17 protein-coding genes are annotated in these 25,191 nt (G+C 55.4%); 6 read left to right on the forward strand and 11 right to left on the reverse strand.

Going from position 1 to position 25,191, the window contains the following annotated elements; all coding sequences use genetic code 11:
• The first annotated feature begins 33 nt into the window (after positions 1-33).
• Positions 34-702, forward strand: a complete 669-nt coding sequence (locus ACTHND_RS17410; protein ID WP_440179236.1) for a lasso peptide biosynthesis B2 protein — start codon at positions 34-36, stop codon at positions 700-702.
• A complete protein-coding gene (locus tag ACTHND_RS17415) occupies positions 703-2,469 on the forward strand; it encodes an asparagine synthase-related protein (protein ID WP_440179237.1) in 1,767 nt (588 codons plus the stop codon).
• Positions 2,470-2,497: 28 nt separating this feature from the next.
• Here ACTHND_RS17415 and ACTHND_RS17420 read toward each other — a convergent pair whose 3' ends face one another.
• Complete coding sequence (locus ACTHND_RS17420; RefSeq protein WP_440179238.1) at positions 2,498-4,645, reverse strand: Atxe2 family lasso peptide isopeptidase; 2,148 nt, start codon at positions 4,643-4,645, stop codon at positions 2,498-2,500.
• A 4-nt stretch (positions 4,646-4,649) separates the two neighbouring features.
• Entirely contained in the window at positions 4,650-7,196 is a 2,547-nt protein-coding gene (locus ACTHND_RS17425; protein ID WP_440179239.1) for a TonB-dependent receptor domain-containing protein, read from the reverse strand.
• Between the two features lie 391 nt (positions 7,197-7,587).
• Here ACTHND_RS17425 and ACTHND_RS17430 point away from each other — a divergent pair, with 391 nt between their 5' ends.
• Entirely contained in the window at positions 7,588-12,180 is a 4,593-nt protein-coding gene (locus ACTHND_RS17430; RefSeq protein ID WP_440179240.1) for an NACHT domain-containing protein, read from the forward strand.
• A gap of 93 nt (positions 12,181-12,273) precedes the next feature.
• Here ACTHND_RS17430 and ACTHND_RS17435 read toward each other — a convergent pair whose 3' ends face one another.
• From ACTHND_RS17435 to ACTHND_RS17445, 3 genes are read right to left on the reverse strand one after another with little or no spacing between them, the layout of a single operon-like run.
• Positions 12,274-13,197, reverse strand: a complete 924-nt coding sequence (locus ACTHND_RS17435; RefSeq protein ID WP_440179241.1) for a plasmid partitioning protein RepB C-terminal domain-containing protein — start codon at positions 13,195-13,197, stop codon at positions 12,274-12,276.
• Entirely contained in the window at positions 13,187-14,092 is a 906-nt protein-coding gene (locus ACTHND_RS17440; protein WP_440179242.1) for a ParB/RepB/Spo0J family partition protein, read from the reverse strand. The genes ACTHND_RS17435 and ACTHND_RS17440 overlap by 11 nt, the downstream gene beginning before the upstream one ends.
• Positions 14,089-15,648: a recombinase family protein gene (locus ACTHND_RS17445; protein ID WP_440179243.1), complete on the reverse strand. Its 1,560-nt coding sequence runs from the start codon at positions 15,646-15,648 to the stop codon at positions 14,089-14,091. Before ACTHND_RS17445 ends, ACTHND_RS17440 begins: the two co-directional genes overlap by 4 nt.
• 76 nt (positions 15,649-15,724) lie before the next feature.
• Here ACTHND_RS17445 and ACTHND_RS17450 point away from each other — a divergent pair, with 76 nt between their 5' ends.
• Positions 15,725-16,345: a DeoR family transcriptional regulator gene (locus ACTHND_RS17450; protein WP_440179244.1), complete on the forward strand. Its 621-nt coding sequence runs from the start codon at positions 15,725-15,727 to the stop codon at positions 16,343-16,345.
• Between the two features lie 465 nt (positions 16,346-16,810).
• On the forward strand, positions 16,811-17,692 hold the full coding sequence (locus tag ACTHND_RS17455; protein ID WP_440179245.1) for an alpha/beta hydrolase: 882 nt from the start codon (positions 16,811-16,813) through the stop codon (positions 17,690-17,692).
• A 387-nt stretch (positions 17,693-18,079) separates the two neighbouring features.
• On the opposite strand, the gene ACTHND_RS17460 is transcribed toward ACTHND_RS17455, so the two are convergent.
• The 5 genes from ACTHND_RS17460 to ACTHND_RS17480 all read right to left on the reverse strand — a co-directional run bounded on the left by ACTHND_RS17460 (position 18,080) and on the right by ACTHND_RS17480 (position 23,169).
• Entirely contained in the window at positions 18,080-19,012 is a 933-nt protein-coding gene (locus tag ACTHND_RS17460) for a hypothetical protein (RefSeq protein WP_440179246.1), read from the reverse strand.
• A gap of 146 nt (positions 19,013-19,158) precedes the next feature.
• A complete protein-coding gene (locus ACTHND_RS17465) occupies positions 19,159-20,547 on the reverse strand; it encodes a hypothetical protein (RefSeq protein ID WP_440179247.1) in 1,389 nt (462 codons plus the stop codon).
• Between the two features lie 14 nt (positions 20,548-20,561).
• Positions 20,562-21,599, reverse strand: coding sequence for a hypothetical protein (locus tag ACTHND_RS17470; protein WP_440179248.1), 1,038 nt, complete (start codon positions 21,597-21,599; stop codon positions 20,562-20,564).
• 46 nt (positions 21,600-21,645) lie between these two features.
• Positions 21,646-22,056 (reverse strand): hypothetical protein, encoded by a 411-nt coding sequence (locus ACTHND_RS17475; RefSeq protein WP_440179249.1) that lies wholly within the window; start codon positions 22,054-22,056, stop codon positions 21,646-21,648.
• A gap of 138 nt (positions 22,057-22,194) precedes the next feature.
• Positions 22,195-23,169 (reverse strand): Abi family protein, encoded by a 975-nt coding sequence (locus ACTHND_RS17480; RefSeq protein WP_440179250.1) that lies wholly within the window; start codon positions 23,167-23,169, stop codon positions 22,195-22,197.
• Between the two features lie 267 nt (positions 23,170-23,436).
• Here ACTHND_RS17480 and ACTHND_RS17485 point away from each other — a divergent pair, with 267 nt between their 5' ends.
• On the forward strand, positions 23,437-23,838 hold the full coding sequence (locus tag ACTHND_RS17485) for a hypothetical protein (protein WP_440179251.1): 402 nt from the start codon (positions 23,437-23,439) through the stop codon (positions 23,836-23,838).
• A 375-nt stretch (positions 23,839-24,213) separates the two neighbouring features.
• Here ACTHND_RS17485 and ACTHND_RS17490 read toward each other — a convergent pair whose 3' ends face one another.
• Positions 24,214-25,155 carry a FecR family protein gene (locus ACTHND_RS17490; protein WP_440179252.1) on the reverse strand — a complete coding sequence of 314 codons (942 nt, stop codon included), beginning with the start codon at positions 25,153-25,155 and terminating at the stop codon, positions 24,214-24,216.
• Positions 25,156-25,191 lie beyond the last annotated feature (36 nt).

Raw genomic sequence — 25,191 nt, forward strand, 5'->3', positions numbered from 1 at the left:
TGGTCACTTACAATTTCCTTTGAGAGGTACGGCGTGGATTATGCCCTGCGTCCAGGTTTGTCGTTCTGTGTCGCCAATGGCCGCGTCACGTTTCTGGATACCGTCGCCGATCGCTATTTTTGCCTGCCGAGCGACCTCGATAGCCGGTTCCAATCATTTGTCGCAACTGGCTCCGGTGGGACGGATCGAGAGCTTATATCCGTGCTGGCCCAACGTGGTCTGGCCGTTCCCGCGCCTGACGGCAAAATTCTGGATGGTCGTCCCGCTTTTCCAAAGCCGACACGTGAGATGCCGAACTTGACCCGAGAAGCCATCGATTGGCCGGCTCTCGTCGCCGCCGCGCTCGCACGCCATCGTGCGTCGCTGGATGTTCGTCGACGTCCAATGCATCACCTCATCGATACCCATCAAAACCTGGTTGCCTCCACCACCTCACGCGGTGTGCCAGCGCTGGAAGGCCGGTTTCGGTCCGACATGAGCGCGTTCCAACTGTCCGCCCGGCTCGTATCATCATTTAACGAGTGCCTGAGTTGCTCTCTAGCCCTGGGACGGTTCTTGGCCCGGCGCCACCTCTACCCGCGGATCGTTTTGGGTGTCCGGATGGCGCCTTTTTCCGCCCATGCCTGGGTCCAGACCGATGACCTGGTCTTGAACGACACCGTAGACATGGTCACGCGTTACACGCCCATATTGGTGATTTAAATGGCCCAGCGCTTCTTGATTCAGATTTCAAAAGCAACAGGTGCGAAGCTTCCGGCTCCTGCCCTCCCTAGGGATTTCGCATGCTTGGACAACTCGGACGAAGTGAAGGTGTACAGCAATGATGTGACGCTCTCGGTGGGAATGCCAGGGGCGGACGGCATCATTATCGGCCACCTGTTCTCTCAAGGCGGCAAATTTCCGCGCGTCCACAGCTTGACCGAAGCGCAAGCACAATCGATTGTCGCTTCAAGTGGACAATCCTTGGTCAATGACTTCTGGGGCGGTTACGTCGCCGTGTGGCACGGTCGAGGGGACAAAGGTGTGAGCGTATTGCGGGATCCGTCCGGGACCCTGCCCTGCTACTACATCGACGGTCCGGAAGACCTCGTCCTCGCCTCTGACGTAGAATTGTTGTTGGAAGCCGGAACATTTACGCCGGCCGTCGATTGGGATTTTCTGACCGACCACCTTCTCTTTTACGAGCTACGGTCTGAGCGCACGGCTTTGAAAGGGATTGCCGAATTGCTTCCCAGCGTGCGCCTTGATACCTCAGTTGGCGGACTGTCAAAGACGGCGCTCTGGTTTCCCTGGACGCATACCTCTCCCAGGGGACTCACCCCATCCGATCTTAGAACCGTAATTGCGCTGGCGATTCAATCCTGGGGCAATTGCTTTGACCAGATTGCCCTGGGTGTTTCTGGAGGACTGGACTCCTCGATCGTCGCGGCCTCTCTCGCCGGCAAGGGAAATGGACTGACATGCTACACATTCGCCACTGACGATCCCGAAGGCGATGAACGGATTTATGCGCGGTGCCTGACGGACGCGCTGAATGTCGAACTCGTGGAAAAATTCTACGACCAAAGTGATGTCGATATTCACCGGTCGACCGCGAAACATCTTGCCCGTCCACTACTTTTTGCATTCGGCCAAAGTGTCCAGAAGATGCGACGTGATCTGACGCGGGACAGGGGAATTGACGCGTTTTTCACCGGTATCGGAGGCGACAACATTCTATGCAGCCTCTATTCGCCGTCGCCACTGATTGATCGCCTATATACGGAAGGCTTGTCAAAAGGGCTGTGGGAAACATTGCTCGATATCTCCGAGATTTCGGAGGCAACAGTTTGGCAAGTGGTAGCAGGCGCAAGTCGGCTCGCTTTCAAATCTGCGCCACCTGCCTGGAAAATGGAAACCAAATTGCTGGGACCAGCCGTGACAAGACGTGGGCGCCTCGACCTGACTCATCCGTGGCATGACCAGCCCAAGAATGCCTTGCCAGGCAAAACCATCCATGTCGGCATGTTCCAGCGCATACAAGGGACTATCGATGGTCTTGATCGCACCTCCCTCGGCCCTCAGATCAACGCCCTGCTGTCTCAGCCAATCGTTGAGGCTTGTCTCAGTGTGCCTTCGTGGCAGTGGTGTTCGAACGGCGAAAACCGATCCATGGCGCGTGCGGCCTTTGCAGGCAAGCTCCCAGAACGCATCCTGCGTCGTCGGTCGAAAGGGGGGCCAGGCAGCTTTGCGCATCGCGTTGTCGAGGCAAATCGAGGGAAAATCCGTGATCTCCTCCTTGGTGGTCAATTGGTGCAGCAGGGCCTGATCGACGCGGACCAAGTGAGAGTTGCGCTTTCAGATCAACGGCCGCTTGATGCCGTCACCTATTGGCGGCTTCTGGAACTGTCCGAGGCAGAGGTCTGGTCACGCTACTGGCTCGACCGATCCGAAAAGAATCCGGTAAATAGGTCAGTCGGTGTGGCGTAGTCCTGGGACCTTGGCCACACCATAGCTGTTATCGCGCACCTTGAGAGGACCCGATGTCTTTTGGCAGGGTATCGCGCATCGCCTGCCAGCGCCGGTATTGATCCGCCTTTTCTGCTGTCGTGTCTGTGTGATCCAGTAGCCAGAACTTGAACCAATCTACCGCCCGGCTATAGGTCGCCAGGCGATGGGCTGGCTGCCACTTGATGTGATGCTCGTCCGGATAGACATACATTTCGGCTGGTTTTCCCAACTCTCTTAACGCTGTGAAGCCTTCCAGCGCACCAAGATACTCGTCGTCAGGCACCTGGATCAGGAGCGGTGTATTCATGCGCTCGGCGTTCTCACGCATCGAGAATACGTGCCAAAAAGCCGAACCCGCCTCCGTCAGTTTCGGATAACCCATGGCTTGATAGTATCGTGCCGGCGCCGGGCCATCGAGCATCCCTGTGACCGTGCGCCCTCCACAGCAGGTACTGATGGCCATCGCCGAATAATGGACGTGACCGTTGAAGAGCGCGTACAAGGCCGTCGAGAACCCGTCGCTCAAGCCCGTCAGGCCGATCTTCTCTTGGTCGACAGCGCCTGTGTCGATGGCTGCGGCAATACCCTGCTCCAATGACGACAGGACATGCTTGCGGTTTTGCCAGTCCTGGAAATCAATCCGCCCCAGTTCATCGCCGGATCTGACCGGGCTCGATTGCAGGCTGGAATAGTTTGGCGGCATCTCGAAATCGAGCACCGCAAACCCTTGGGACGCTAGCAAGAACACCGGATAGTCGTCGCCGGTGCCACCGCGGAGAAAGCCACGGGAGAAGTATTGCACGACGACCAGGGGGTGTTTCTCGCCGGGCTTATGATCAGGCGGCAGCACCAAATCACCGAACGCTTCATAACCGAACGCGTTTTTCCAGATCAGGCGCTGCACGGGGCCGAGACGAAGCGCCTGGAACTCGGGATTGGGATCGAACAAAGTGTCTTGCTGCCCTGTGCGCAAGTCGAGACGAACAATGCGTCGCGGGATGGTGGAGCTTTCCTCGCCACAGATCAGTGCGCTGCCATCGATCTGGCAGCCCATCAAGACATCATTCGTGGAGACGATGCGTGTTGGTGCCGAATGGGTCCGGTCCAGCCGGTACAAGCCCTGCTCACTTGCGTGCCAGCCGTGTCCCCACCCTTCCGTCCGCATGAAATAGAGCACATTGCCATCGGACGAGAACCAGATGCCGCTGATCCGCTGTGTGTGCGGGACTACGATCTGCGCTTCCGGTCGTCCTGCGAACCGCACATGCAGTTCGACATCCGAGATTAGGTTCAGTGGATCAACGGGCGCAGTCCAGGCCATGCTTGTCCCCACACGTGTCACACGACTGGCATGAGATGGTGTGCCCGTTGCGGTGTTAGACAGTTCCGCTGGCAACGGCACAAGGGCATGTGGACCGGACCCGGTTGCATCGACTGAGAAGCGAACCAGCGGGAAAACACCGCGTGCCTTCGGGCGATTGCCCGCGATCGGCACGAAGCGGTCGTCATAGAGAAACCCTGAACTGGCCTCCTTCTTAATCGCCAACTCCGCATCAGGGATACTAGGTCTGCCTGAGACGACAAGGGCCCGGCCGTCCGGCGACCAATCGAACGTCTCGATGTCGAAAATCGAGCGGGTAATAGCCGAAGCGCCCGATCCATCTGCCCTTGCCTTCCATACCTGGGTAATGCCGTAGTCACGCCTCAGATAGGCGATCGATTGGCCATCGGGAGACCATTTTGGCGTGATGAGCAGAGGTGCGCCGGACGGGGTCGATTGTGCGAAGCCATCCTGGGTCCGTGTCTCCGGAATGAATTCGCCCCCTTGGTCGACGAGCACTGGACTTCCATTCGGTGCCGTGGGCAGGACGATCATGCCAAGGCAGTAGGTGTTGCTGACCGGATCCGCGCGACGCAATTGGAAGGCGGCGCGCGTGCCGTCGGGCGACAGAGTGAGGATTTCGGCCTCGGTGTCATGGGCCATCACCGGGCCGATGTCGCGAAGCCGAACCAAGTCAGAAGCCTCGATATCGCGCTGGGCGTCTTGAGTGCCGGGCTCGGGCAAAAAGCCGTCGCATGGGCCTGCAATCGAGAGCGACGGTATCACCGCTCCCAACAGCAGGCATAGCAAGGCAGTCGTCTTACCTTGGAGCATCTGCTTACCAGCTCTTGGCGATCGTCAGACTGACGAAACGGCCGACGATAGACGCATTCGTGCTGTCGAAATGTGGGCTGTCGTTGGAAACTGGCGTCACCGTGTAAGGCGGCGCCGTATCGAACAGGTTCAGGGCGGAAAGACTGATCCGGGTGCCCGAAGCAGATCCGGTATCGCCGAACTTGTAGCTGATATTCGCGTCGGCCGTCGTCCAGCCGTCGATTCCCGCCACCGGTGTGACGGAGGTATCGTCTTCCGGCGAAATCTGGTTGACAATGCCGTTGACGACCCAGGCACCCTGGCGCCAACTGAAGCCGGCCCGGGCTTTGAACTCAGGCGCGCTGAATATGGTTCCGGAGAGCTTTACCGCCGGGGCAGATGGGACGGTCTGTTGGTGCAGATTGAGCCAGGTCGCATTGGCGAACAGGTCGAGCGTGCCCTCACCGACGTCGAAGCTTTGACGGTAAGAGACGTCAACGCCGGTCGCTGTCTGCGCCGTCGCGTTTTGCAGCCGGTCATCCACGATCGCGACGACGTTGGCCGGGTCGTAGGCTTCACCCGTGAAGTTGTAGAGACTATCTACTCCTGCCCTGGCGTCCATGACCTCGTCGCTGGTGGGGTCGAGTTGGACAAATGCAGAGTATATTGGATTGTTCAGCGCCGTCGCGAAATTGTTCACCGGTTGTACGACCCGGTCCGTGTAGTCGATATCGAAATAAGTTGCCGACAGTTTCAGGGACGGGATGGACTTCGGGCTATAGTCTGCGCCCACTGTCCAGGACGTCGAGGTCTCCGGCTTCAGGCCGGGATTGCCTCCGAAGAGTAGCAGGGCATGTCCCGCGCCGATGCCACCGAGTCCCGTCTTCTGATAAAGATAGGCGTTCGATCCGCTGAACATCTGATAGAAGGCCGGCGCCTTGAAGGATTTGCCCCAGCTCGCCCGAACAGTCACCGTCTGGATAGGCACGTAACGCAGCCCGATCTTCGGATTGGTGGAACTGCCGAGGTCACTGTAATTTTCGGTTCGCGCGGAGAGGCTCAAGTCCAGTGAGTTCAGTCCAACCCGGTCCACGGACGGCGCGACGAGCGGCGCCAGGACTTCTCCATATAGGAACGACACGTCGCGTTCATGACGACCGTAAGACCCGCTGTAAAAACCTTCTTGTCGGTAGCCAGCGCCAATCGCCGCTTTGACGGGCCCCGTCGGCAAGGTCAGGAGCGTGCCATCCGTCGTGACTTCAACATACTTATCGTCGTTCTTGTTCACGCCCGTCGAGGTGTACAGACTGTCCTCGTAGTAGGTGAAGATATTGCGGCTTCCGGAACCATTAATTGTCAGCCGGGCTTTCCAATCTCCGGCGAGGCCGATGTCTACCATCGGCGTGACATTATATGCCGCTGTCCTGGCACGCGTGGTGTAAAGGGTGTCCGCTGCCGAAAAGGCGAAATAGTTGTCCGTGTCGCGTTCGCTGTAGAGAACATCGACGGAAAGCTTGATCCGGTCCGACAGGTCGTGCCCGGCACTCGCGAACACCGAAATGCGCTCCTGCGGCTGCATCAAAGTGTTGTCGGGACTGGCCAGGCTCCCCAACCCGCGTTGTCCGTAGTCAATACCGTCCTGGTTGGAATATTCCAGGCTGACCAAGCCGAACCCTCTCTCACCGGCGCGCCCTGCCAGCGCGCTGTACGTCTGCTCGTCTCCTCCGCCTTGCGAGGTCGTGCCGACCCGTGCGCTGAGTTCGGCGCCATCGTAATTCTTGCGCAAGATGAAGTTGACCACGCCCGCTACAGCGTCAGACCCGTACAGGGCCGACGATCCATCTGGAACGATCTCGACGCGCTGGATGGCGCCCATCGGGATGCCGGATATATCTGCGCCCTGGAAACGGCTATCGCCGGTCAGACGATGCCCGTTCACCAGCGAAAGGGTCGCGTCTGGACCCAGCCCACGGAGGTTTACGGTCGAGGCGTTGGTTGCGTTGGCATTCGCCACACTTATGGACGAGCCGGAAATGACACCGGGGTTCTGCCCGCCGGCGAAGCTCTCCGGCAGGCTACGAATGAGATCGCCCACTTGAGAATATCCGGATTGCTCGATGTCCTTACGGCTCAAGGTGTGAACAGGGGACGTCGGGTTTCCACCGCGGATGTGAGTGCCTGTCACGATCACCTCGGTCGGCACATTCTGGTCGTCGGCCGACGAGAAATTGTCTTGCCTTCGAGCCTGCCGCAACGTGACGACGCGATTAGATTCCTCGGCAATCTCCAGGCCGGAGCCTTCCAATATCTGTGCAAGGGCGCTCAGACGATCCTGCTCGCCCTTGATCGCCGGCACCGAATGCGCCGCAGCCACGTCGTACGGAAAAAGGATCTGGACATCCGCCTGGCGTGAAAAATCCATCAGCGCCTGGGCGGTGTTTTCTGCCGGAATATTGAAAGCGTACTTTTTTTGGTTTTCGTCCGCGTGAACCGCAGAACAACAGGCGAATGCGAAAACAACGGCCAGCGCTGAGCCGGACTTTTGAATATATCTGCGAGCGTTTTGGTACATGTGCCACCCCTTGGTTTTATGTCACTTTCGTGACCCTAAGGAGCAGTCAGGCAGTGAATGGTGATCTATCAATGCGTCTTTTGTCTATCTCGGGCGCGCGAGGCGTATTCGACGAACTCGGACCCAACACTTAAAATATTTTGGATTGAAGCTCACGACCTGCCTTGACGGGTCTTCGCGCATCACTTCAGGGTCAGTAGAAATTTAGACACTAACGGCGCATAAGCTTTTTCCTTTTTGATTTCGGATACTAGTTCAGGTCCTATACTTGATGCCACGCGATCGATTTACTGACCAAGCTTGGAACCTGCCACAGGGCGAAAGTCGCCGCCAAGCCGTAGCACCCCTGCGTGGTTACATCTACCAACTGCACCAGAGTCTTGCAGCTTGGATGAAGCTCGCCCCCGGCGACATACTTCAGTTGGAAGTCGCCGAGGATTACGCGGTCATTGCTCGAGAGCCTCAGGCCGCAGACAGCGTTCTACGCAGCGTACAGGTCAAGGACACGATAAACTCAGGTCGGGTGACACTGAATTCTCCTGGGGTGAAAGCGGCCATAGAGAATCTTTGGAAGTTGCGCGTGTCAAACCAAGGGCGCGACGTCTATTTGACTTACCTGACCACTTCGGAAATTGGCAAGGAGAAGGAACAGCCTCTCGCAAGTGGAATACCCGGTCTCGAAGCTTGGATGAACATTTCCGATGGACATGGAGACCTGAGTGCGTTGCGTTGTGCACTCGTTGGTCGATTTCCGGCCGGCGACTTGGGCACATTCCTGAGGGATTCATCGGATGCTGAACTTTTCAGACAATTAATTTCTAAACTGGTGTTCGCCTGCGGGATGCCTGATAGTGAGGCTTTGGAAGCAAGCGGGCGAAAGGCCCTGCGTCTCCGTCGGGACGAAGTTCAGTCGACCTCCGAAGCGGCTGAACTTGCCTATGATTTCTTGCTCTGCGATATTTTTAGGGTAGCGATCCGCCCATCAGACAGGACATTGGACGCCGAAGACTTTCTGAATAGTTTTCGCAAGGCCACTCAGTCGTACCTGGGTTCGCAAACCTTTCAAGATCTTCTGAGTCTCATTGCATCGCCACCTTCCGCCGCGGCTACTCAGCAAGCTTACGCGGATGCAATGACCACCTCTCAAGGCATGGCAGCCTGGCCAAGTGTTATTAAGGGTCAACATATCCCGAGACCTGAACTCGAGATTCTTCTACGCAGACTAAAGGAAAAGCCAAATGGTCGTACACTTGTCATTGGTGACGCCGGCGTCGGCAAATCGGCCCTATTCGCAGAACTAACGCAAACCTTACAGAAAGACGGCATCGCGGTTTTCGCTATCAAGGCGGATTTCCTGCCTGCGACCGTTGCGAACGTCGCGGATTTGACGCGAGAGCTGGGCTGCAAAGCCCCAATAGATGAGGAGATAGTGCTGCTCGCCCGCGACGGCCCAGTCGTAATCCTGATTGACCAACTCGACGCCGTTAGCGAGGTCATGGATTTCAAGTCTGACCGAATGACAGCCCTGCTCCAACTCGTCAATCGTTTCTCGTCCTACGACCGACAGCATCTGCCAATTCACATTCTCGTCTCGTCGCGCCCTTTTGAGGCCGCTCACGACGCTCGGTTCGAGATGCTGAAAGCGCAGTCCGTCACCTTGGCACCTCCATCGGGCGAGGCGATAAAGGTCTTACTTTCGGCTTTGTCGCTACGGAACGACCTGCCGGCCGATGTTCTGGAGATCCTGCGCCGCCCATTCGCATTGAAACTGTATGTAGATATAGTCTCGCGATCGAATACGCCGATCGATTTTGCCGAAAGTACGTTGCTTGACAGGTGGTTGGCCGCGGCGAAGCTAGGCTCAGTGTCTGAAAGAGAAACGGTTATGCGCTTTCTCAAGCGTCTCGCCGCCGACATGACCGAAGCAGAAGAATTATGGCTTCCCACTGACCGCTATATCGAAGATGATCGAGCGATAAACTTTGCTGTGGCATCTGGTCTGCTCGTCCGTCGGGAAGACAAACTTGGTTTCAGCCACCAATCCTGGCTGGATGATTTCCAGGCCAAAGCCTTCGGAACGGCGGAACAGCTTTGTACATACGCTTGGGCCAGACAGGATGGATTGTTCTCACGCGCCAGCATATTACGAGGTCTGCAACGACTGCGCCGCAACCATGTCACGTCTTACGCCGCTGCGATCGACAAACTCCTTTTTTCTGAAAAGACACGGCGTCATCTCAAGCATCTGGTTGTCGATGTCTTTTCCAATCAAGACAATCCCATCGCCTGCGAAGTCGCTGCTATCCATCATCTCCTCGATGACGATTTTGCATTGGCCCGGCGTGGACTTTACAACCTCAGGACCTATTGGACTGCTTGGCGTAGAGATGTTCTCCCATCCTTGCCAGGTATCATGAATGAGCCAGAGCTGCGGTGGCCAGCAATCTTGCTGCTGATAAGCGAAGCAAGCGTTGATACTGACGCCGTTCTTCGGATGATCTCGTTTAACTGGCTAAACGTCGATCACGACCACGACGTGTTTCAGGTTTTCTGTCGTTCAGGCATTTGGTCACCGCAGGTCTCTGCCCGAGTAAGGCAAATATTCACCAGGTCCGGCTCCGCAAATTTTGAGCTCGAAGGCTATATTGCTAACTTGGTTGATGCCGGGCAGCCGATCCATGCTATCGATCTAGTGGGAATATTTCTTCAATCGGCCAGTACAACGACGTGGTTACGTGATGGCATTTACGGCCTTGCCACGTTGGCGGAAAACAACCCTTGGCATTTCGCGGAAGTCGTTCTGCCATGGTTTGTGCACCAGGCCCTTGCTGGCATGAAAGACGTTAACCCATACCGCGCCACTTACCCGAGCTCTTCAACATTGAATTGGGACTGGGATCATGATGACCGGCCCGACAAAATATATACTGCATTGCGCCGAGCACTCGATCAGATCGCTCAGGACCAACCCGAAGCCTTCTACGAACTTATATCGCCATACCTGACCGTCGATGTCGATCAGGTTCAGTCTCTTCTTATGGAGACAATGGCGGCAGGAGCGTCCGTTTTGGCAACTCGCGCGTTGGACCTCTTATTGAGCGATCCAAGACGCCTGTATTGCGGAAATGCACACCGTACGGATACGTGCAATGTCGGACGTCTAACACACGGGTGGTCAAGCCAAGTCTTGATCGAGGCCATCGCTCCCCATCTCGAAACGACCGAACTTACAAGATTGGTTGAGTACATCGAAGGCTGGAATATATACGCTACCGAAGCCGTGCACCGGGAAGAAGAGCGGTCAATACGACTACAGAGGATGCGATGGGCAGATGAACATCGGTTGGAATTGCTCGATAAGCTGCCCGATGGCGTAATTCTCGGCCGACGCCTACGCCAATTGAATGAATGGCGGCTACAACAACCAAGCTTCAGCTCGAACTCGCGTCACCTTGGTATGGCGCAGGTGGTCGGCTCCCCATTGGGGGCGGATAAAATGAGCAAGGCCTCAAATGCAGATATTTTCAAGCTTCTCGATGAACTCAACGACCAGTCCGATGAACGAACCTCTTATAGACGTGGTTTGAGTGGAGGTGTGTCGCAACTTTCGGACGCGTTCGGACGGTTTGCACAGTCCCATCCCACACGTGCAGCCGAAATGGCTAGTACTTGGTTCGTGGCAGGCCGTCATGAAAATGCGGCCGGAGAGCTTGTTCGGCAAGCCAGTGAAAGCGAAAGTGTCGACGTCGAACTCGTTTTAACACTTATTCGAGACCTGGACTCGAAAGGATTTGCGTCAAAGGTCTGGCGTACAGATGCGGCCTGGGCACTGCGTAGGCTCGCGCAAAGAGCAAAAGGCTTGTCAGATGGTGACATTTCCATGCTGGAATCCTGGTTTCTAGTGGACCCAATAGAAGTTCTGGAGCGCCGGATACGAAGAGAAAACCTGGATCATGCAAATGCCCGAAGAAATGAGACCCAGGAGAAAAAGGCCCACTCCCTGATCTTCGGCAACAGGTGGGGTGGCATACTTCCTCAAGGTAATTTTACGACCATGGACGCCCTTCAGGCCGGTTTTCTGTTACGGGAACCCGCCGACGTCTCTGGTTGGCTGGCCGCCCTCATCCGGCATGTCGACCGGCCGGAAGATCCAGCCAATTGGGCTGCGTTTTTGAAATTCCGCGCCGTCGATCTGTACAATCATCCCGATCGGGAAGAGGTCCAGGCGTTCTTTGGCGCCCTGTTCAAGAAGCACCCCGATATTCTAAAGCTCAAACGGTCCATACCAACCCTATGGGAGTTACGGGCACTTTTCCCGCCTGGGACATTAGCGGAGGCCGTCAGGACGTGGAACGGTAGCGAAGATAGGACGTTCCAGCAAGCAGCCGGCGAATACGCAGCCGGTCTGGAGATCGTTGGCGAGGCCATTGAAGATACCACCAGCATGCTGCAGCAGATTCTATCTGGCGGCACATCACCTGCCCTAATCGGCGCTCTTCTGGTCTACGCAAAAGCTTGGCAGGAGGCGGAGCTTCATGTGAAGACCACAGAGGTATTGGCACGACTTATCCCTGGTGCCTCCGGGGATCAGGCTCTAGCAATCTCGACAGCATTTTTCAATCTACGGGAGGGAATCGGATTGCCGAGAGCGAGTACGCTTATAGGTGCGATCGCGCAAAACACAGCTGTTTTGCAAGCGTGCTGCCTTCCGTACTTCTTCGAGCAGGTGCAAATGCTTACCTCGAATCCTCGGCACGCGGAATTGGTGATGGACACTTGCGAAAAAATCTTCGACCTAGACGCAGCGCGACGCAATGAAACAGGTCGAGGCTCCTCGTCGGCGCATCTGGTCTCCACCGCAATCGCCCTACAGAGGGCGGACGGTACAATACGGACGCGCGCTATGGACCTCTATGAAGCTTTGCTTGATGCGGGAAACAGCGACGCGGATCGTGCGGCAATAGCGTCTTTGCGGCGAGCGTGATCGAGATACGGTATTACCAGCCGGCCGTTGGTCTCCCGGCTACTATCGTGCCTGAAAGTTGTGGAAAATCGCGCCTTTGCGTGCCAGATCACTTCAAACAGAGTTATCTCCCTGCATCGCGCTGAGAGAGGTCGTCTCGGTAATTCGCTCGAATTCTTTCAGAATATCCAGTTGGTTCGCGGCCATATATTTGACGACACGTGCATTGCCGAGAAGTGCAGACAGATAGCCTTTCGCGAATGTCAGGGTCATTACATCGACCGCATAACTATCCTCGATTAGCTGGAAGTCCTTCTGCAACCCTTCCATCTCGGCCTCCATGCGGGCCATCTTCTCCGTGTCGAGTCCTTTGATCCGTTTGGGTTTCTGTGGGTGAACGAGTAGGTCTTGCGGCGTAGCTGCCAGCAATGCCAGGGCATAGGAGTGCGTGTAGACCTCCGAGTCGCTCATCAGGCGCGCGACTTCAACCTGCCGGACCGGCTTCATGGCCTTCAACGGCTTAAAGGTTTTAGGCGCAATCACCTTGTCTTTCAGGAGTTCGACGGCCTCCGAACAAATCCCTATCAGCAGGTTGCGCTTCAGCTGGATATTGCGCAGGTCGACGTTCAATGCGGCTGCCAAGCGCTCTTCCGAGACGCCGCGTTCGATCGCCCGCAAGATCATACGGTGTTCCTGGATCGTGGCGACACGATTGATGTGCTTGTTGTAGGTGAATGCCTCGTCGTCACGTGACAAAAGGCACATCACTTCGGGCTCGTTCAAACCCTGCAGGATATCGACACGCAGGTGACCGTCCAGCAAGATGAACTTTCCCTTGAGCTTGCTGTCCGCATGCACGACCGGGGGTTCGATTATGCCGATTTCCTCAATCGATGCCCTGATCTGCTGATATTTGGCACTGCGACGCGTTGCGGCCGAAATAGCCTTCAGGAACACTATTTGCTCAAGACGGACCGGGATCAGGACATCTTCGAAGCCAGAGCGGATGGCGCCGCCTTTCGACTCGTCATCGTACATAGCGAGGCCGATCGTTCATGCGCTCCGCCAATCCTTTCGGCAGCGTATTCAGCCCCTCGGCGCGCAGCAGGGTATGGAAGTTGTCGTCGGATATAAGTAGGCGCATCGCCTGGGTGATGAAGACCAACCTGTCCCCAACGGCGTTGGCTTTCCGGATCAGCAGCTTCTTCCGCTCAGTCTCCCGTTCGAACGCCTTCACAACATCTGATCCGCTAAGTGGCCGGCGCTCCCGGGGCATACGGCCTTCATCTGACAGCCCCTTGCCGCGGCGCCGGCGACGTTCGATGAGCTTTTGCGCGGCAAGTAACCGGTTGCCACGCAGCGCCTTGGATTCGTAGGCCTCCTGAAGCGCCTTTTGCTCCTCTTCAGGGCTATCTGCGATCCGCACAGCTAGGTACATCGGAATGGTGCCGTTTTCGACGGCGTTAATCAGCCGCTCCTCCCCCTTTTCCATCAGGTTCAAGACCTCGGAGACATAGGTCGCCGTGAGGCCCGTTTTCTTCGCTATGGTCATGGTGCCATAGCCCTGCTTGCTAAGCACCTCGATCCCCTGAAGCAGGTCGACCGGGCGGTGCTGGCGCCGGGCCAAATTCTCGACCAGGCTCATGATCAAGGCCTGTTCTTCGTCAGCATCGATGACGACCGCCCAGATCTTGTGCATACCTGCAGCCTTGAACGCTTCCATCCGGCCTTGGCCGCAAACCAGGTCGTATTCCCTCCCGGCCACGCCTGCCCTTGATGGCGTTACCGTGATCGGGCGCTTCATCCCGACGTCAACAATGTTGGCCGAAATCTCCTGGAAGGTTTTCTGGTTGCGCACCCTCGGGTTCAGGACGTGAATGCGATCGATCTCAATCTGCTCGATCTTCGAGCGTCGTGATAATGGTGCGGTCATGCGACCTCTCGGAGATTGGCACGCTCCGTCAGCAGGAAGAATGGATCGAGATTGTCGAACCTGTACGCTTCGAGGGCCACGTGATTGCGCTCCCTCAAGCGGATGTCAGGGTTCTCGATGTCGAGCGCCGGAATAAGGAAATAATCGAGGATATCGCGGTTGTTGGCCGCCAGGCGCGCCGCGATTGTGATGTCCGGATTCAAGCCGGCGTCGAACTTAAGTTTCCAGCGGCTTTGGCCGGCGTCGGTCACAATGCAGCGGCAAATGATTAGTGAAGCCGTCACCTCTTCATTGATGATGAGCAGGTCATTTTGCTCGTCTTGCCTGACGTTTGCCTCCAGGTCGCGGATTTGCGTCATGACATCGGCCACGATCTCCGGGTGCATCTTGCGGATATGACGGTTGTCTTCGATAAAGCTCAGGTCACGGCCTGGATCATAACCGATCAGGTTATAAGCCCTGGTCAGCCCGCCGAAGCGATAGGCATAGGCGGAGCTGGACGGCATGTTGTCGGTCTCGTCGATGAGGATTCCGGAAAGCCACCCTTCCCGGCTGTGCAGGTCGCGCAGGCGGGTGAGCATCTCGTCGTCCGAGAACTTGCGGTTGCGCTCCCGGATGATGCCTTGTGCCGTGTAGAAGTGGCGAGGCTCAACAATTGCCTCGAACACCCCGTCAGCGCGGATCCACATGTCCGGGCTGTTGACCACCCTGCGCTTCTTCAGCTTGTAAGAGCGTCGGTTAAAGACATTGTTGCCTATATACTTCTCGTTTGTCAGAATCGTATGGACTGTTCCCCGGGTCCAGGCCCTCCCAAGGTCGGTGAGAATGCCTTGGTTGTTTAAGCGGCTGGCTATCTCCGACTCGCGAAGGCCCTCTTCCGTGAAAGCGCGATAGATCCAGCGGACGGTGTCTGTCTCCTCCTGGGGCCCTGTCGACAGGACGACGCGGTCCGTTTGGAGCGACTTATGCTCGCCGCGGGCGAGAACCGCCTTGGTCTCGCGCTGTTCATCCAGAAGGATCCGCCGCAGTCCATATCCGGCTGGACCGCCTTGTCGGAAACCCAACTCGATCAGACGGCACTGACCGGCAAACACCTTGCTCGACAGCTCGCGACTATACTCACCCGCCATCGCTCGCTTGACGCCCTTGACGATCGTGGAGACAGGACTGCCATCGTTTTCGAATTGCTCGGCGACATATAGCACATCAATGCCGGCCTGCCGGCACTGGTATTCATAAAAGGCGCTCTCGTCTGCGTCCTGGAAGCGGCCCCAGCGTGTTACATCCAGAACCAGGATGACTTTGAAATCAGCGGCGCCGGTCTGGACATCCCGAATGAGGGTCTGCAAGGCGTCGCGACCATCGAGGCTGAGGCCGCTCTTGCCGGCGTCCGCATACGTCCTGACGATTTCGATGTCATGACGGTCCGCGTATTCGCGGATAGCATCGGCCTGGTTTTCAGTGGAATACTTCTGGTGGTCCGTCGACATGCGAACATACATTGCCCCCCGGCGAACATTTTTTTGGATTTCCACAGGTAGTTCCGTCCCGCTCATTTGACTTAGTCCTGACGATTTTTCTTGGCTTGCCGCCATCCCGGCGCGGGCAATACCTATCGCAGGAAGCAAAGACATGTCTCTGTCGAAAAAGGACCGAAATTTTCCAGGTGGAAACGGGCTCTCATCGGACGCTCAACTGGCGGAAATCATCGCTGGCGCCCTGCGTCAGGACTTCGGTGACACTCCCTCTTCCATCAAGCAGATCGGGCGACTGACAAAGGCCCATCTGCGCGCGATCAAGAATTGGTATATTGCAAAAAATGCCCCTAGTTCCAGATACTTGTTGATCCTTGCCCGGTCGTCGCCGAGTATCCTTCGTTTCATTCTTATGCAGATTGGTGGGGAAGATTTGTGGGACGTCTTCGACCTGTCGCAGCGCCAAGTCCTCAAAGGGCCGGTCAAATACGATCTGCCGGTTGCTGAAGTGACAGACAATCAGAATGTCACGACAACTGTCATATCACGCTCTCCCAAGGAGCGTCGGAAATGGTTTATCGAGCAATTGTCGACCGGGCACAAAGTGACCGCCGAGGACCTCATGGCACGTTGGAACGTAAACCTGAGAACTGCCCGTCGGGATATTTCGGACTTGGTTGCAGCCGGCCTAATTCTGTTTCGCGGTGGTAGGAGAAATGGCTTCTATGAACTGGTCGTCTCTAGGAAAAAGGAGCAGTTTGTGCTGGAATTTGAATGATCGCCGCGTCACTATTTCGACAGGGCGTCTAAACAAGCTGGCACCGACTTAGCTTACGTGCGCTTAGAAGATTGGAGTGCTCGCGCAGACATTTAAGTCCGTGGATTGGGCGTTGCGCCGGGTTGGGCCGAGCGCCGGGCTCTTCGTCTTCGATGGAGCCCCTTTGGGTCTCCACCCTGCGGGCTCGATCCCTAACGCAAGAGCCGCTTTGCGCCCCGAAGGAGACATCTTTGCATTCGAACGACCCTGGGACGGAAAGCGGACATTCGTCCCATCCATTTTTATTTTCCTCACCGTTTAAATGCGCCAGGTATCGCCCCAGTATTTCTACGTCATTTAGGTGTCGAGACAATCCCTGCCGTTAGCGGTGCAGTTGTTATGCAGGCACTTATGCATTTTTGCCGCGCATGGTTGCTCGCGTCCCCGTGTGGTACTACTCTAGTTCCAGGAACAGGTGGGCGAACAATGATCAAAGCATCCGGCATTTTTTTAGCAGGCTGGATAGGCCTGAGCTCATTCATCTTTGCACCTACCGCAGGTGCAAAGCCACCGATCTATCCGCCGTTTGCAATGTCCAATACTCAAGTGCGCACGCTTCCGGTAACCAGTGACGGCCGGCACTATGCGCTCTACATCGGTCTTCCCGAAAGTTATGGCAAGGTGCCTGACAAGAAGTATCCCGTCGTCTATGTTACTGACGGCTATTGGGATTTCACAAAAGTCCTCACCATGGGAGGATCTCTGGCTTATGATCGGGTCGCCCCGGAATATATAACTGTCGGCCTCAGTTACAGCGGAGAAAATCTCAACTACGGCGATCTGCGAAGGTGGGAATTGTCACCGGCACCGTTCGGCGACAATGGCGAAGCCTCTGGTCATGCCGCAGAGTTTCTGAAAACCCTGCGTACGACCATCATTCCTATGATCGATTCTGAATATGCTACGGATCCATCTTATCGTGTTCTAGCGGGCTCGTCTCTTGGTGGTCTTTTTACCTTATACGCCATGTTAAATGATCCCCAGCTATTCCAGGCCTACATCGCGTCAAGCCCAGCCGTCACGGTCGATAATGATTGGCTGTTCAGATACGAGGAAACGGCAGCCCATGCAAAATCACCGACAAGGCTTTATGTCACAATCGGAGGCAATGAATCGCCGAATTATCTGCAAGGTGTCATTCGTTTCAACCAGCGTATGGCCGCGCGCCGGAGCCCGGATTTTGATTATGTGTTCCACATTGTCGAAGATGAGCGCCATAGCAGCACAACCTACGAGTCCTATATCCGCGGCCTTCAGTCCGCGTTCCTCCCGCTGGCGCCTGAAGTGGGCCCCTCTCCAGGCGACTAATGCTGATGTCGCCCACGCGCCGCTAAGCGGAAATGCACCAGCATGCAGTTCGTTTTGAGGATATTCACCTCAAAGCAGGAACTCCAGAAAGCCTTCAACTGACATAAGAATGTCGCTCCGCTCCGAACGCTGTCCGACGATATCGATGCAGGCAACGGGGTCGATTCGGTGAATCGTCGCCGTCTTGCCAAGCAGTCGCGGTAAATCCGGTCACAATTGCAAGAACCGCTCCGACCGCTTGAAACCAACTCGAGAAGCCGCCGAATTGCCGCCGCTATAAAGCCCGCAAACCAGTAGCCGCCCCAAAGCGCCAGCAGCGAAATTGTGCCCCACTCTACAAGAAGACCTTTAGCTTGTGTTTGCCAGCTCGAATTCGTGAATGGCGAGTTAGACGCCCAGCCATCCTTTTCTGTCCAGCCGCCACACATACTGTACGAACTCGGTCCACTTGACGTGTTTGCCCTGCAAGTCCGGCGGAAGACGAAATAGTTTTCCGATGATCGGCACTGACGACAGTCTTACATGTGAAATTTCGCGCAAGGTGAGGACGCGCATCCCACCGGCCTGTCCGGTCAGAATGCCCATATCGGACAACAGATTGGAAAAGCCGTCTTTTAATTTCACACCTTGTGCAAAGGACGCTCCCCAAAGCGGGCACCTCTCGATCTCAGCGTAAGGCAGGTCCCCCGCAAACTCGGTGTTGATAAACCGGACGTTTTTGAACGTGCATTTACTGTCGAACACATGCTTGCCGCGATCTGAAGACGCCAACCGGCAGCCGGAAAAATCGACATTCCGAAATGCGATCGATCTGAAATACGTATTTTCGATAATAGTTCCGCCCGCGGCCGCACCGAACTTACAGTGGCTGATCCGCCCCGCTCCAAGATCGCAATTGGCAATGCGGGTTTTCGTCGCCCCAGAACGCCAAAATCGCAGCCTCTCCAAGGCGGTTTCAGGGATGCGTTCGTTTTCGAAAGCCAGGCCCGCCACATCAATATCGGCATGATCCACGGCTGCAATTGCGCTGAGCTTGACCTTCTCTTCCGTTGCACCGGAACGCCAGCTAGCGATGGACCGGTTTAGACGGCGATTTTCCAAGTGGCGATTGTACGCCTCCGCAATCGGCTTTTCGCAGAAGATCAGAATGATGAAGATGACCAGAGAGGCACTGATATTGGACATGACCGATCGGGTGTGATCGAGGAGCACATCGCGGATTGCCCCTCTCTCATGCCATATCGCGACGGTCGCTGCGGCGTCGCTCAATGGGCGCGGCTTTGTCGCCGTCTCGCCTTTCGTGCCGGCGTCGCCCGCCAAATGAAAGTTTGCGGCTGAAGACGCCTGATTTGTTGCGTCGTCTGGGGCATCTGGATGCTGAAGAAGCGAACACCCAAAGTCGATTATCAGGCATGCCAGAATTGCAACCACCGCCAAAAGGACCAAGTTCGACCGATTTAGCCGCATCAGGTATCTGTCGAGACCGCGTTCAGCACAAATTTTTGGAGAACATCGGTTACGCCCGGCAATCTGATGTTCAAGATTGCGCGCATCGTGGCCTTTCCATAAGACGTAGCCATTTGCGTCACCAGGTGGGTCAGCGGGATGTCATTGAGACCATTGGCTTCGCCGATTGGATCTTGCCCACCGGCTCCCACCGCTGCATCGATCTCGCGCTGCAAGCCCTCATCTATCCTGAGACGGAGTCGGCGATACATGAACACCTTTTGCGCCAATGGCATATCTCTATAGACAGCGCCCAAAAGACTTGCGAGCAACATTTCCTTGGCCGGAATGCGTTTGACGATCGCTTTGGTATGGGTGTCGAGTATTAGAGAATCGAAGATGGGCGGAAAGCCGTACCAGCCCACATCCCAAAACTCGCCATTGGTGGAGGACTTTTGTATTTTGACCCGTTCTTTGTTGTAGGTCAGCTCTTTGTAGTTCGATGAAACGATGAAGCAGTTGAACATCGAGACGTAATAGATCCCATTAGCCTCGTCCGCACTGATCGACCGCCTTAACAGTTTGAACAGGCCGGTAAGGACCGGCTTGCTGCCCGTATCCAAAGAGCTAACACGGCGCTTGCTCTCCGTGTGCTTCACTCCGGCCGGGTCGGTATGGTACCGTTCCAAGATAGATGTCTTGATCAGATCATCAGGCACGATATCAAGCTTCAAGCTCAAGAACTCTTCGACGGAGTATTTGTTCGGACCGCGCTTGATGGGAAAATAGTTCACAAAATAATTGGCGCGTTTGGCTTCCGGTACGGCGTGTAGGAAGGCTGGGACGGCATGAAAGCCCATCCCCTTAAAGCTTTCCATCTCGACACTGAGTTGGAGCCGATCGCTGTCCACGCCCTCGGCCTGGTACAGGGCAATAATTTTCTTGATGGTTTTCGGTTTGTCGGTCGCGAATTTGTTACGCAACCGTGACTTCAACTCCGCCAATTGGGGACCAGCAAGGTGCCCGTTTTCCAGATCGTCGACCTCTTTCGCCCAGGCTTCAGCTAGCGTCTGAGCGGCCGATCGGCTGGTACCGACACACATTTTAAAGGGAATAGAGGTGCCGTCCTCCGACTGACTCAGCAAGTCCCATTGCAGGTTGGAGACGAATTCCTCAAATTGGTCGTAGCCCTCGAATTCAAACTGCTTTGGCGTCATGCCGGGCCGAATGACAATTCGATTGATGGCCGGTTGCCCCGCCTTCTCTATAAGCGACCGGATCCGGCGAATGATCAGGCCCTCCAGATGCTCTTCCTGATAGTCGACATCCAGCATCTTGATCGGGTTCATAGAGGATAGCCTGACGCTCAGGTCGATCACGCCGATAAAAAGAGCTTGCTGCTGTGGCATGTCATACGTTTCCGCTAGGGCTTTTTGAGGAAGAGACGTATCGGGGTAACGGCGCCGTTCCGAACCAGGGTCGTTAGCGCTTTATAGTCCTTTAGCGAAAACAGTCCGTAGGGAAGAAGCCGACCATGACTGCTCAAGCCAAAATGCCGGCTTAGCTGATTGAAGAATTTGCCGCTGCCGGTCAGCGACCGATTGACGTAACAAAACACATAGGGACCGTCAGCCGTGACAGTCAGAGCGTCAGTAATCAGCGCAAGGATTTTGCTTCTAGCAACACTTCCCAAACGCCGCCGCTTACCGTTGGCGGTATTACGAATATAGGCACGGGTGATGAGGTCGACGGTTTCAGCGGCCGTCAGAAAGTAGTTCGACAAACGCTCGCAGATAAAGTCATTCCAAAGCGACTCAAGGGTGGCCATTTCATTGTCGCTCAGGTTTTTGTTCTCGTCGAGTCGGCTCAGAGCTGAAAACGAGGCGTAGGCCCTTGGCGTGAAAACAGCGAAATGACTTCGCCCTGGATTGGCCGCATAAAACGTCTTGGCGAATTCCGCCTTCAGTTCATAGAGCGCCTTTTCGCTGCCGCCCGCGGCCAGATATTTCTGGAAGATTGGCGCGATCGTGGCACCGTTGGCGATGCGGATGTCCTGAAGGATATCGACGATCGCGTTTTGCCGCCCTGCCCCCTTCAGGTTGGGCATGGTCAGGACGCCAAAGTTGTCACCGTCTCCGCACTCCCAGGTCGCTGTGTCACCGTGACAGACCCCCAGGGCCAGATTGTTGAGTTGTGTGCCGCCCGGACGATCTTGTGAGATGATCAGACGTATGAATTGACTTTCGTCGCCCTGTTCGACGACAACCTCATCGTAGATTTCGTGCGCCGCCGCGGTGGAGTTCATGCCCTTCACCGAGAAAGACCTATAGTCGAATCCTGAGTTCACCCGGAACTCATCCAGATTGTCTTTTATGGTCTGGTTCAACAAATCGGCGCTGCCGGCCGGTATGGGCCTTAGCTCATCGGTGGTCACATTCACGTAGTAGCGTATATCAGACATTATCCGGCCGTCACTTTCCCACCGGAGCGCACCGGCGCCCCGTCACTTATGCTCGGAAATGAGAAAACAATAGCGGGACAGCCCGCCGTCTCCCCCCACACTGCAGTGCAACTGCAAGTAATGAAAGTAAGACCAAATTCGCGAAACTGTCAACAGGCACATCCAATGAGTGTATCTGTTTGAACGCATTGAGGATTATTGCGCCGCAAAAATGCGGCACATGCGAATCGAGTTTGATGGCAACGGCAACCATCACCAAAATTCCCAAAAACCTAAAGAGGCTCTGCATCTCGAGGCTATAAACGGTGATGATTCCCTTCAACAAATGCCAACTGTTGGCCGGTCTTGGCCCGGCCATTATAATGACGCCTGATGTGACGTGGGCTGCCAAAAACAAGGTGCCAAAGACCGTTCCGGACGTTTCCAAGCCGAGCGTAATTTGGCTCGAATCAGACACCGGGAACTTCCAAACTATGTGCCGATGGCTTCACATGGTGCTATCTGATTGCATCGCGCTGAGGGAAGTCGTCTCGGTAAATCATGGCAGGTTTTGAGAAAACCACGCCTGATCGATTTCCCATTTTCGGCCAACACGCTAAATGCCGAATTGTGCTTCCCATCCGGCACCAAATCCCGCACTACTCAGAGTAACGATTGGATTCTGGGGCAGCGTTTTGAGGTGATCCGATAAACGCTGAAGCCACGGCGTTGATGGGTGAATTCTGCACAGGAGCACATGTAACACCACAATGGCGGAATAGAGTCTGTGGCCGGCAGCCGGTGGCCCTAGCTTGTCCAGATCCGGGAACTGGCCTGTTGGCGTCCAACGCGGCTGGGACGATAAGGGGCGATTCCACAATCGCGAATGGTGAGCACAAACATTTCGGACATCGTTGAGGCACCGCAGCCAGCTCGAAAATTCACGACCAGTTAAGTTGGCGCCGTACCGTCGCGCAATTGCATCCCGATCAGCTCTCTTCATACCGCTATAAAATATTGAAAGAGCGCCGAAATCCCACAGTTCGGAAGTCATCCAAAGTGGAAGCCGCTCACCCGCATATTTGAAGGTGAAATGTTTGACGAAATCCTCCTTCGAACGTCGGGCCTTTTCATCTATATTTGCCAACCATTCCTGATGTTGCGTGCTGGCTGGCTTTGTAGGATGGGGAGTGCGTGCGAATTTGCCGTCAAGTGCAGCAGGATCTCGGTGAGCCCAAGGCGACACTTTGCCAAGCTGAAGAGTGATATCCGCGCGCACGGCAACCTCGACACGTTCAAGCGCATCCATGACAATCATGCGCAACTTTTTGTCGAAAACGTAAAGCTCCATTATCGTCACAAAATCGGTGTCGTCCCGAAAATCGTTTAAAACGATCTTCTTTGGAGCACCTGACAACGGATCGACCTGGACTTCCGACTTACGGAAAGGATACCAATATGCGCTTAGTCGATAATAGTTGATCCGCGAGAGGCAAGCCTTAGCCTTGTCCAGATCATCGATCTTCATTCCACGCGATTGGAGCAACGTTGCCTGATCGCCTTGGGTCAGGTAAGGCTTTATATAGTTCACGCCCACCCCACAAATAAGAAAGCCGACCCGTGCTATGCAGAGGGGCCGGCCGTATCACCAACGATTATGCTGGCTCATTCTTAAGCGTGCAATAATTTTTGCTGCAAACATCATAGCCCCTGTATAAGGCAGCAAAGCGCCTAACCAATGGCGCTTTGCTGCCTTATACAGGGGCTATGGGTTGTAGTCAATAAAAAATCTCTTGAGAAAACATAGACTTTATGTCACCTATTTCAAGCCATTTGCTGCAAAATAGGTTCTTGCAACATGACAAACTTGAACGCTGATAACGGCGCCGAACAATCAATCTTACAACAAATACAAGCAATAGATCTTCACATAAGCGAGCTAAATTCGGAAAGGCGCGCATTAGAGCGCTTACTTTTGAAGGTACGTCGTACCGATCTGACAGTCAAAGATGTAAGCCGCAAAAACAGCGTAGATCGTATTATTATCGAGAACTCGATATTAGAGCGTCTCAAATCAAGCAAAAATCCAGTTTCGGCCCGTAATTTATTAAAAGCTGCGAAAAAGGTTAGTCCCGAACTCAAAGACGGTACTTTCAGGTCATATCTTACGAGAATGGCGGATCGAGAGTTAATTACGCGAAGCCTAACACATGGTTATTGGGGATTACCCAAGACAGGTGGCAAAGCGGGAATAAGTTAAGAGCTACGATTCGTCCGAGGAACAGTGCTCTTAAAAATTTACAGCCCAAGAAGCGCGTTGATTGACAAGAGCTTAGACCGTTTATCTGAAATCCCTGCTCTTGATCGGCAACGCCTGCGTTTTCGACAGAGCCCCCTCACCGTTAAACACGTCCGCTTTTTGCGTTTGGAACAAGCGCGGGAATGTCGCCTTTGGGCCAATATCGGAGGAACGAATTGAGGGGTCCATATCCCAGCACGGAAGCGATTTCGATTAATTAGAAACCTGGGGCTGACCTCAGTAGCTTTCGTGGGGGCAGGCGAAATGGCTGCCACGAGCTTGTTGTTTCAAGAAGAAAGAGCAGTTTGTGCTGGAATTTGAATGATCGGTGCGTCGTTATTTCGACAGGGCGATCGTACCCGCGCCGTCCGTTACGGCGTTGATGCCGAAGCCGGCATGCAACGCGTCCAGAAAGGGTTTGGCGTCTCGTGTCGTGAACCGCCCGCCTATCCGCAGGTCGGATAGCGATGGATCAGTAATGACAATCTTTTGGTTGAGATAGCGGTTATATTCGGCAACGGCCGTACCCAGGGTCTGGCCTTCGAAGACAAGCTCATCTTTCGGCCACGCTGAGACAAACCGAATGTCTGACTGGTCGAGTGACCGTACAACCTGCTGGTCGGCACTCGCAAGCACGGCCTGATTGGCCGATATCGTGGCCTTCTTCTCCGAACCGGCATTGTCACGATTGACGGTGCAGTCCCCGGAGAGAACGGTCAGGTCGAGCAATCCCCCACGAAGGCGCGCGTTGATCTTGCCGCGCACGAGTGTGACGACAGAGTCCGCGGCAAACAGACGAACAGGGGCAACGCCTGACGCCAGCAGCAGTTCTCCGCGCCGGAGCCAGACGTCGACGCGATCCTTGGCGCCGGCCCATTGCATCCTGGAATCTGTATTGAGGCTGGCGCTGACGCCCGCCGGCAGCGCCAGTGTCTGCCTTTGACCAATCTGTGTGGATGCGTGCGACCTTCCCCCGCCCATGGCCAGGTAGGCGCCACCGCCGACAGACACAGCCGCGCCCAGGCCACCCAGCGCCAATAGCAAGTGTCTGCGTGAAGAAGTTTTGACGTCTTTCTCGCGCAGTTTGTAAGCCGGTTTGACGCGATCCAGTTGTTGCAGCACGTGAGCTGCCTGCGCGAAGGCCACCGCATGCCTTGTATCAGCCGAACGCCAGGCTTCGAACTCTTCCCGGCTGGCGGTGCCGGAATCCAGACGCGCAAGCCACAGGGAGGCTTGTTCTTCCAACTCATCCCAGGAAGGTTTGCCCTCGGAAGTCACCTTATGTCCTATGTCGCGAAAAAGCCGCTTGATGGC

Origin of the sequence: Asticcacaulis sp. (assembly GCF_051954415.1) — a bacterium.
Lineage (GTDB): Bacteria > Pseudomonadota > Alphaproteobacteria > Caulobacterales > Caulobacteraceae > Asticcacaulis.